Source organism: Myroides sp. (assembly GCF_032073645.1).
GTDB lineage: Bacteria > Bacteroidota > Bacteroidia > Flavobacteriales > Flavobacteriaceae > Flavobacterium > Flavobacterium odoratimimum.
Map to the genome: position 1 here is coordinate 37,049 of NZ_DAMANB010000027.1, position 8,252 is coordinate 45,300.

Below are 8,252 nucleotides of genomic sequence, written 5' to 3' on the forward strand. Positions count from 1 at the left end.
TAAAATAAAGTTTTTGATATGAAATAGATTTGTATCAGAAGATTAAGCGATAGAGTAGCTACTGAGTAATAATCTGATATCATAATTAATAACCATTTTAAAAAATTAGAAATCATGGCAGAAATTAAAAAAGGAATTTTAGGAGGAGTACAAGGAAAAGTAGGTACTGTAGTAGGGGTAAACTGGAGAGGTAAAAACATTATCCGAAGCTTGCCAAAAAAGAGTGGTAAACCTGCAACGGAAGGACAGTTAAAACAACGTGCAAAGTTTAAATTAGTAGCAGAGTTCTTATCTCCGTTGAATCAATTGACTGGGAAGTACTTCGGAGAGTATCAAGGGGCTAAGTCTAGAACCAACTTAGCGATGTCTTATCAGTTATTAGAAACGGTAATAGAGAAAGATGGTGACTTAGCAATAGACTACGCTAAGGTAGTGATCACTAAAGGGGTATTGCCTGTGCCTATCGTAAGTGATGTGAAGATAGAGAATGCTAAACTTACTGTGAATTGGAAGTCTGATGTAGGAATAGGATTGGCAAAGGAGAAAGATGATATGGTCTTCGTGGTGTATAATCAAGATGCTAACCAGTTCTACGTGATAGAGAATCAGGCTAATCGTAAGGCAGGGACTATCTCTGCTAATATCCCTGCTGAGTGGGCTAAGAATAACTCAGTGTGGTTGATCATAGTAGATGAAGCTAAGAAGTATAGCAGTACAAGTGCTTTCTTAAGTGTAGTGTAGACTGTGTAAGGATGAATAAAGAAGAGCCTGGGGATAACTCAGGCTTTCTTTATCTTTGCATATATACTGTGTTTTCATAAAAAGAAAATAGTTCTTTTTAGAACGTTAGTCAATATTAATTTTCTTTGTGTATTTCAAAATATTTAGTGCAAAAGGTAACATACTATTTTAGTCGTTATATTAGTGTATAATTGATTTGATGTTTTCTAAAAATATAGAATTCTTATGCTGAGTAAATTAAGTATTGTTTTAGGAGTTTGTCTTATGACTGTATCTGGCTGGGGACAACGCAGTAATTCTGATTATAAACCTATATTTAATGTTGGGTATAATCAAGGAACGCATAGCATGATTCAGTTAGGAGTGGAGTATGATGTATTGAGTTCTAATGAGAGATGGCTCTTCATAGGAGGTGGTGTATTGGCTACTCCTTATCACAAGGAATGGCATTGGTTGCCGTATGTGGATGTTACAAAGAGTAATGGACTATTGTTCTACGGGGCAAAAGCCTCTACCAAACATGTACAGCCACAAGTAGGGATATCATTATTGAATCTGATGGATATAGGACTGGGATACGGTATCCCCTTTAATGAGGATAGGATACCTGTAATAAAAGGCTTTAATCTGAATATCAAAATACGCCTTAGTGGGAATGATAGTGTATATCCAAAGTTGAAAATGGGGTTCTAGATATTGTAAAAGTAAAGAGCCTCAGTTTATTAGCTGAAGCTCTTTACTATTATCCGTGTATGTGTTCTTTGTTTCCATAAGATTGGATTAGTTCTCCTTCGAACTCAAGCCATTCTTTCCAACGCTTGTCTACATCTACTTTCTCTGTGTATTTCTTAGCGAACTTTAAGAATGTAGTATAGTGATTTGCTTCTGATACCATTAGTTCATGATAGAACTTCGCTAGCTCTTCATCTTTGATGTTTTGAGATAGTGTTCTAAAACGTTCACAACTTCTCGCTTCTATCATCGCAGCGAATAGTAGTTTATCAATGAAGCACTCATTACGGCTACCGTCTTTCTTAGAGAATTTATACAGTTGACCTACATAGTCATCTTTGCGTTCTCTGCCTAGTGTGTATCCACGTTCTTTAATGATGTTGTGTACCATCTGGAAGTGTTGCATCTCTTCGATAGCAATCTCTGTCATAGCAGTCACTAAATCTTCGTGCTCTGAGTTATACGTAATCAGTGTGATGGCGTTCGTAGCTGCTTTTTGTTCACACCAGCAGTGGTCCGTTAATATCTCTTCTAAGTTAGACTCAGCGATATCTGCCCATCGAGGGTCTGTTAATAGTTTTAATCCAAGCATAATTCCTTTTCGTTTTATGCAAAAATAGCAATTATTAGGTAGTAACATACTGTATTATTGGATTATCCTATCGTTATAAGAGAGTTGCTTTTGTCTGTATTATATGTTATTGCATATAAAATGATGTTTTAGAGATTGATTATATGTAATTGCATATAGTTTTGTATATTTGTGTATAATTATATGTTATTACATATAATATGAGTTAAGATTTTCATTGTATTTAATTCTGGAGTATATGAGCACATCATTAGGAGAGTTTGTTAAAGAACACCGCAAAAGGGTTGGTTTAACACAAGAGCAGTTAGCTGATAAGGCTGGAGTTGCATTGACTGTTATTAGAAAGATAGAGCAAGGGAAAGATAATTTAAGCTTAGCTAAGGTAAATGAAGTACTTATCATGTTTGGACATACTCTAGGGCCTATAAATACTAAGGAATTATGAGAAGGGCATTAGTTAAGTATGATTCTGTTAATGCAGGAGTATTAACGGAGACTGATCAGGGAGAATATGTATTCGAATATCTAGCAGAGTATATAGAGAAGTATGGGCAGCAGTTCATCACCTTTCAGATGCCTGTTCGTAAACAAGTTTATAGAAGTAATCGATTATTTCCTTTTTTTGATGGGTTAATACCTGAAGGATGGCTATTAAACATTGCTACTGAAAGCTGGAAAATACAGAGTAATGATCGTATGGGGCTTTTATTAGCATGTTGTCAAAATTGTATCGGTGCCGTAAGTGTACATCCTATAATAAATGAAGAAGATGAGTAGATGTTTATATTGTTATGAAGTACTTAGTGATGAAACTCAACAAGAATATCACGATACCTGTGCTAAACACTTTTTTGGAACTGTAGTAGCTCCTGTTTTGTCTTACGAGATGAGTGAAATAGCACAATTAGCTAAAAATGTTGTAGAGCGATCTGTGACCGTTCCTGGTGTACAACCAAAATTATCAATGGGTGTTGTAGAAAAAAACATAGGTGATGGACAGTCTGGTAGAATGACTATTTTGGATGCCTTAGAGGGACTCTACATATTAAAACCACAGAACGAAAACTATATACAGATGCCTGAGAATGAACATCTGTCTATGCGTTTGGCAGAGTTGTTTGATATCAACGTAGTGTCTTCTAGCTTAATTAGAATGGCATCAGGAGAGTTGTGTTATATAATAAAAAGAGTGGATAGAACTGCAAATAGCAAAAAACTGCACATGATTGATTTCTTGCAGATCCTAGAATTAGAAGATAAGTATCTTGGCACAATGGAGCAAGTGGGTAAGGAGATAGGAGAATTATCATCTTATACAGCATTAGATAAGATGCGTTTCTTTGAGTTGGCTGTTTTTAATTTTATTATAGGGAACAATGATATGCACTTAAAGAATTTTTCTATGTTATGTATAGATAATGTGTGGGGATTATCACCTGCGTATGATTTGTTAAATGTAAAAATAGTTCTACCTAAAGATAAGGATGACTTTGCCTTAAATTTAGGAGGCAAAAAGAAGAATCAAAATAGAGCATACTTTGAACGCTTCGCAGAAGTATTGAAGTTGAATAAAAAACAGGTAAACAATGTGTTTTCTAGAATAGAAGGATGGAATAAAAAAGCAGTGGAGCTTATCAATAAATCGTTCTTATCAGAGGATTTAAAGAAAGATTATCTTCTTACAATACATACACAGATAGAAAGACTTAAGCAATAGTTTATGAAACACAATTTATCCGGAAAGAAAATATTAGTTATAGGACCTGTATGGCCAGAGTCTAAATCCTCTGCAGCAGGGAAGCGTATGCTTCAGCTACTGCAATGTTTTAAAGATTGGGGAATGCAGATCTACTTCGGGAGTACAGCGAAGAAGTCTGAGGTGAGTGATGATTTGTCTTGTTATGGGGTGACTGAAGTAGAGCTGTGGTTAAATGATGTGCGTACAGATGAGGTATTAGCTGATCTGATGCCTGATGTAGTGATGTATGACCGCTTTATGATAGAGGAGCAGTTCGGATGGCGTGTGACAGAACAATGTCCTGATGCGATGACAATATTAGATACGGAAGACTTACACTTCCTTCGATTTGCTCGTCAGGAGATGCAGAAAAAAGGAGGTCAGGATATAGAAGAATATTTATATAGTGAACGTACTAAACGTGAGCTAGCTAGTATACTGAGATGTGATTTGACTTTGATTATATCAGAATATGAATATAAGTTATTGGTAGAGAAGTTCCATATATTACCAAATGCGTTGTTGTTTATCCCTTTTATGGAAGAAGAGGTTACGTCAGAGGATATTAGTAATTGGAAAGGATATGAGGAGAGAGAGGACTTTGTGTTTATAGGGAACTTTATTCACGAGCCGAATTGGCAGACTGTTTTGAAGCTAAAGACTGTAATATGGCCGCTGTTGCGCAAGAAGTTACCGCAGACAAGAATGCATATTTATGGAGCTTACCCTTCTCCTAAAGTGATGCAACTACACAATGAGCGCGAGAAGTTCTTAGTACACGGTAGAGCAGATGATGCCCTAGAGGTCATTAGTGATGCTAGAGTGATGTTAGCTCCTATACCATTTGGAGCTGGGATTAAAGGGAAGTTTATTGATGCTATGAGAGTGGGTACACCTTCTGTGTCTTCGTCTGTAGGTGGAGAGGCAATGCGTGGGGAATATAAATGGAACGGTTTTATCACAGATGATGTAGAAGAATTCGTAGATAGAGCAGTTGAGCTTTATACAACGGAATCTTTATGGAAAGAGAAGCAAGAATATGGTGTGAAGCTTATCAAGGCTAATTATGATAGTAAGTATTATGGAGACTTATTTTATAGTGCTGTCAATACCATGTTTAGCAATCTAAAAGAGACGCGTAGAGCCAACTTTATAAGTGAGGTACTAAGACATCACAGTGTACAGAGTAGTAAATTCTTTGGGATGTGGATACAAGAGAAAACGAGTAGATAGGGGGCCACGGATTATAAAAATCCGCGACAACAACTCACTATCTACTACATCCTATTAGGTTCAAAAAGCATCAGAGTAACTTCTTCTTTTCCTACAGGTTTATTTTCTACTCCCTTTGGGACAATAATGCATTCGTTAGGGTGAAGAGTAATTACTTTATCTCTAAAGTGAAGTTCTAGGATTCCATCTACTACCATAAATAGTTTGTCTTCATGGTCATGTGAATGCCATTCAAACTCTCCTTGTAGTTTTATTAAATTGATGGTGTGATCATTGATATTTCCTAAGTTCTTTAACTGCCAAAAGTCTTTTAGAGAATCTGATTCTTGGGCTAAGTTTATTTTATTCATTTGAGTCTATTTTAGAAGTATTATCTTTGTTATTTAGAATTAGTAAAAACAACTAAGCAAAGCTAAAGAGGTATACATCTGGTTTTTGCAGTATGATGTTCGTTTTTTGCAATAATTAGATCGTGTATGAGAGTAGGATTAGGATTTGATGACTGTAGAAGTGGAGAAGGATATGTACAGCTGCATAGACAATTGTGTACAGAAGACTTGGATCTACACTTCTATCAGAGTACTCAACAGACTGCGAGTAAGACGTATGTGTATAAGGAACAGCCATATATACAACTCCATTATGAGCTAGATAAGGGATATACGGAGTACAAGGCACGCTATCAGCAGAAGTCATCTATCTATACAGAAGTAGGAAAGTGTACCTTGTTTTATCTGCCTGTATTAGATGGTTATCTATATGATCCTGTATGTGATAGTGCTATAAGCTGTGAGATCGAAATAGAAGAAAGTTGGTTAACCCGTAACTTGAAAGAGGAGTCTAAGGAGAGCTATCAATTCTTAAAAAAGATGTCTCTCAGTGAAATCGCCGTATTAGGAGACGATAGTTTCACAATTACTCCTGAGATGAAACAGCTCATTTATGAAATCAATATGTGTCCTTATACGGGTATGGTAAAAGATTTGTTTATCGAGGGTAAAGTAATGTTACTTCTGGCATTACAGTTAAATCAGGTGCAATCTGATGTAGACCAAAAACACGTTCAGCGCATACATGCTCAAGATATAAGTAGATTATATGATCTAAAGACGCTTTTAGAGCAAGAAAGTCATCTAAAACATACTATAGAAGAATTAGCCATGCGCATAGGAATGAACCGTACGAAACTACAAGCAGGATTTAAGCAGTGCTTTGGGATGACTATTCACGAGTATGTATTAGAGATTAGAATGAATGAGGCATATCGTTTATTAACATCCTTCTCTAAGGGGACCTATAGTATAGAAGAGGTAGCTAGATTAGTTGGCTATAAGAACTATGCACACTTCTCTACGATGTTTAAAAAGAAGTTCGGTGTGTCGCCTAGTACTTTTATATAACCTACTTTGAAGTACGACAAAATAATATAAACTAATGGAGTACAGAAGACGCTGTCAGGGTACTTGTTATGGTATTTTTTATGCCCTTATCGCATAGTTATCGGATAGTGATTACATAGTGGTCGCATATTTTTGGTCGTTTTTAATGCAATCAGTATGCGATTATGATTCTATTTTATTGTTATCACTAGAATGAAGGGGAATAAAAAAGGCATAAAAAAAGCGAGTAATTTCTTACCCGCTCTAGTATTATAGTTAATGATGGATTATTTCATCATTTCAGTATAGTATTTGTAGAACAATGGAATAGTCTCAATACCTTTTAGGTAGTTGAATACTCCGAAGTGTTCGTTAGGAGAGTGAATCGCATCAGTGTCTAATCCGAATCCCATCATTACTGATTTAGAACCTAATTCTTCTTCGAATAATGCTACGATAGGAATACTTCCTCCTGAACGTACCGGAATAGGTGTTACTCCGAATGTATCTGTATATGCTTTAGAAGCAGCTTGGTATCCAATAGAGTCGATAGGAGTCACATATCCTTGTCCTCCGTGATGAGGTTTTACTTCTACGCGTACTCCTGCAGGAGCGATGCTTTCGAAGTGTTTTTTGAATAGTTCCGTGATTTCTTCCCAGTCTTGGTTTGGTACAAGACGCATAGAGATTTTAGCAAAAGCTTTACTAGCGATAACTGTTTTAGCACCTTCGCCTGTATAACCTCCCCAAATACCATTTACGTCTAATGTAGGACGGATAGAGTTACGCTCATTAGTCGTATAACCTGCTTCTCCGTATACATCGTCAATATCAAGTTTTTGTTTGTAGTCTTCTAAAGAGAATGGACGTTTAGCCATTTCGTCTCTTTCTTCACGAGATAACTCTTCTACTTTATCATAGAATCCTGGTACTGTGATATGGTTGTTCTCATCGTGAAGAGAAGCAATCATCTTCGTCAATACGTTAATAGGGTTCGCTACAGCTCCTCCGTATAATCCTGAGTGTAAGTCTCTGTTAGGTCCAGTTACTTCTACTTCTACATAGCTCAATCCTCTTAATCCTGTTGTGATAGAAGGTTGCTCATTAGAGATCATTCCTGTATCAGAGATTAAGATAACGTCATTTTTAAGTTTCTCTTGGTTTCTTTTTACGAACCATCCTAAACTTACAGAACCAACTTCTTCTTCTCCTTCGATCATGAACTTCACGTTACATGGTAATGCATCGTTAGCAATCATGTATTCGAACGCTTTTACATGCATATACATTTGCCCTTTATCGTCACAAGCTCCACGAGCGAAGATTGCTCCTTCTGGGTGTAGATCTGTTGTTTTGATTACAGGTTCGAATGGAGGAGAAGTCCATAACTCAATAGGATCAGCAGGTTGCACATCATAGTGTCCATAAACTAATACTGTAGGAAGAGCTGGATCGATGATTTTCTCACCATAAACGATAGGATAACCAGGTGTTTCGCATAATTCTACTATATCACATCCTGCTTTTTCTAAACTTTCTTTTACTGCTTCAGCAGTGTTGATTACATCTTGAGAATAAGCGCTATCAGCACTGATAGACGGCTTTTTTAATAGTTCAATTAGCTCATCTAAAAGACGTTGCTTGTTTTCTTGAACAAATTGTTTTGAATCTTTCATAATATAAAAGGATACATTGATTTTGTTACTCACAAAGCTAAGAATAAAAAAATACAATTTTTTTCTTGCAGATAAAAAAACCTGTTGTATATTTGCAACGTCTTAAAGGAACAGGATGTTCCACTAGATTTCGCGGGTATGGTGAAATTGGTAGACACGCC

General features: G+C 36.3%; 10 protein-coding genes. 7 read left to right on the forward strand and 3 right to left on the reverse strand.

The window, feature by feature from the left end:
- Positions 1-114 precede the first annotated feature (114 nt).
- Both RT228_RS16120 and RT228_RS16125 read left to right on the forward strand, forming a co-directional pair.
- Positions 115-741 carry a DUF6266 family protein gene (locus RT228_RS16120; protein ID WP_006257549.1) on the forward strand — a complete coding sequence of 209 codons (627 nt, stop codon included), beginning with the start codon at positions 115-117 and terminating at the stop codon, positions 739-741.
- A 225-nt stretch (positions 742-966) separates the two neighbouring features.
- On the forward strand, positions 967-1,434 hold the full coding sequence (locus tag RT228_RS16125; protein ID WP_006262686.1) for a hypothetical protein: 468 nt from the start codon (positions 967-969) through the stop codon (positions 1,432-1,434).
- A gap of 49 nt (positions 1,435-1,483) precedes the next feature.
- Here RT228_RS16125 and RT228_RS16130 read toward each other — a convergent pair whose 3' ends face one another.
- On the reverse strand, positions 1,484-2,065 hold the full coding sequence (locus RT228_RS16130; protein ID WP_006257547.1) for a tRNA-(ms[2]io[6]A)-hydroxylase: 582 nt from the start codon (positions 2,063-2,065) through the stop codon (positions 1,484-1,486).
- A 238-nt stretch (positions 2,066-2,303) separates the two neighbouring features.
- On the opposite strand from RT228_RS16130, the gene RT228_RS16135 reads away from it, so the two are divergent.
- Genes RT228_RS16135 through RT228_RS16150 form a run of 4 tightly spaced genes read left to right on the forward strand, consistent with a single transcriptional unit; the run spans position 2,304 to position 5,036 of the window.
- On the forward strand, positions 2,304-2,510 hold the full coding sequence (locus tag RT228_RS16135; RefSeq protein ID WP_006257546.1) for a type II toxin-antitoxin system Y4mF family antitoxin: 207 nt from the start codon (positions 2,304-2,306) through the stop codon (positions 2,508-2,510).
- Complete coding sequence (locus RT228_RS16140; RefSeq protein ID WP_025125596.1) at positions 2,507-2,842, forward strand: HipA N-terminal domain-containing protein; 336 nt, start codon at positions 2,507-2,509, stop codon at positions 2,840-2,842. The genes RT228_RS16135 and RT228_RS16140 overlap by 4 nt, the downstream gene beginning before the upstream one ends.
- On the forward strand, positions 2,835-3,782 hold the full coding sequence (locus RT228_RS16145; protein WP_313138801.1) for a HipA domain-containing protein: 948 nt from the start codon (positions 2,835-2,837) through the stop codon (positions 3,780-3,782). The genes RT228_RS16140 and RT228_RS16145 overlap by 8 nt, the downstream gene beginning before the upstream one ends.
- A gap of 3 nt (positions 3,783-3,785) precedes the next feature.
- Positions 3,786-5,036 (forward strand): glycosyltransferase family 4 protein, encoded by a 1,251-nt coding sequence (locus RT228_RS16150; protein ID WP_313138803.1) that lies wholly within the window; start codon positions 3,786-3,788, stop codon positions 5,034-5,036.
- 44 nt (positions 5,037-5,080) lie between these two features.
- On the opposite strand, the gene RT228_RS16155 is transcribed toward RT228_RS16150, so the two are convergent.
- Positions 5,081-5,386 carry a cupin domain-containing protein gene (locus RT228_RS16155; RefSeq protein WP_006257542.1) on the reverse strand — a complete coding sequence of 102 codons (306 nt, stop codon included), beginning with the start codon at positions 5,384-5,386 and terminating at the stop codon, positions 5,081-5,083.
- A 126-nt stretch (positions 5,387-5,512) separates the two neighbouring features.
- Here RT228_RS16155 and RT228_RS16160 point away from each other — a divergent pair, with 126 nt between their 5' ends.
- The gene (locus RT228_RS16160; RefSeq protein WP_313138806.1) at positions 5,513-6,436 is read left to right on the forward strand and encodes an AraC family transcriptional regulator; all 924 of its coding nucleotides are present in this window, start codon (positions 5,513-5,515) and stop codon (positions 6,434-6,436) included.
- 266 nt (positions 6,437-6,702) lie between these two features.
- Here RT228_RS16160 and RT228_RS16165 read toward each other — a convergent pair whose 3' ends face one another.
- On the reverse strand, positions 6,703-8,091 hold the full coding sequence (locus tag RT228_RS16165; protein ID WP_071307172.1) for a dipeptidase: 1,389 nt from the start codon (positions 8,089-8,091) through the stop codon (positions 6,703-6,705).
- Positions 8,092-8,252 lie beyond the last annotated feature (161 nt).

Coding starts and splice junctions, on each gene's coding strand:
- RT228_RS16120 (WP_006257549.1), top strand. CDS start 115: ATGGCAGAAATTAAAAAAGGAATTTTAGGAGGAGTACAAGGAAAAGTA.
- RT228_RS16125 (WP_006262686.1), top strand. CDS start 967: ATGCTGAGTAAATTAAGTATTGTTTTAGGAGTTTGTCTTATGACTGTA.
- RT228_RS16130 (WP_006257547.1), bottom strand. CDS start 2,065: ATGCTTGGATTAAAACTATTAACAGACCCTCGATGGGCAGATATCGCT.
- RT228_RS16135 (WP_006257546.1), top strand. CDS start 2,304: ATGAGCACATCATTAGGAGAGTTTGTTAAAGAACACCGCAAAAGGGTT.
- RT228_RS16140 (WP_025125596.1), top strand. CDS start 2,507: ATGAGAAGGGCATTAGTTAAGTATGATTCTGTTAATGCAGGAGTATTA.
- RT228_RS16145 (WP_313138801.1), top strand. CDS start 2,835: ATGAGTAGATGTTTATATTGTTATGAAGTACTTAGTGATGAAACTCAA.
- RT228_RS16150 (WP_313138803.1), top strand. CDS start 3,786: ATGAAACACAATTTATCCGGAAAGAAAATATTAGTTATAGGACCTGTA.
- RT228_RS16155 (WP_006257542.1), bottom strand. CDS start 5,386: ATGAATAAAATAAACTTAGCCCAAGAATCAGATTCTCTAAAAGACTTT.
- RT228_RS16160 (WP_313138806.1), top strand. CDS start 5,513: ATGAGAGTAGGATTAGGATTTGATGACTGTAGAAGTGGAGAAGGATAT.
- RT228_RS16165 (WP_071307172.1), bottom strand. CDS start 8,091: ATGAAAGATTCAAAACAATTTGTTCAAGAAAACAAGCAACGTCTTTTA.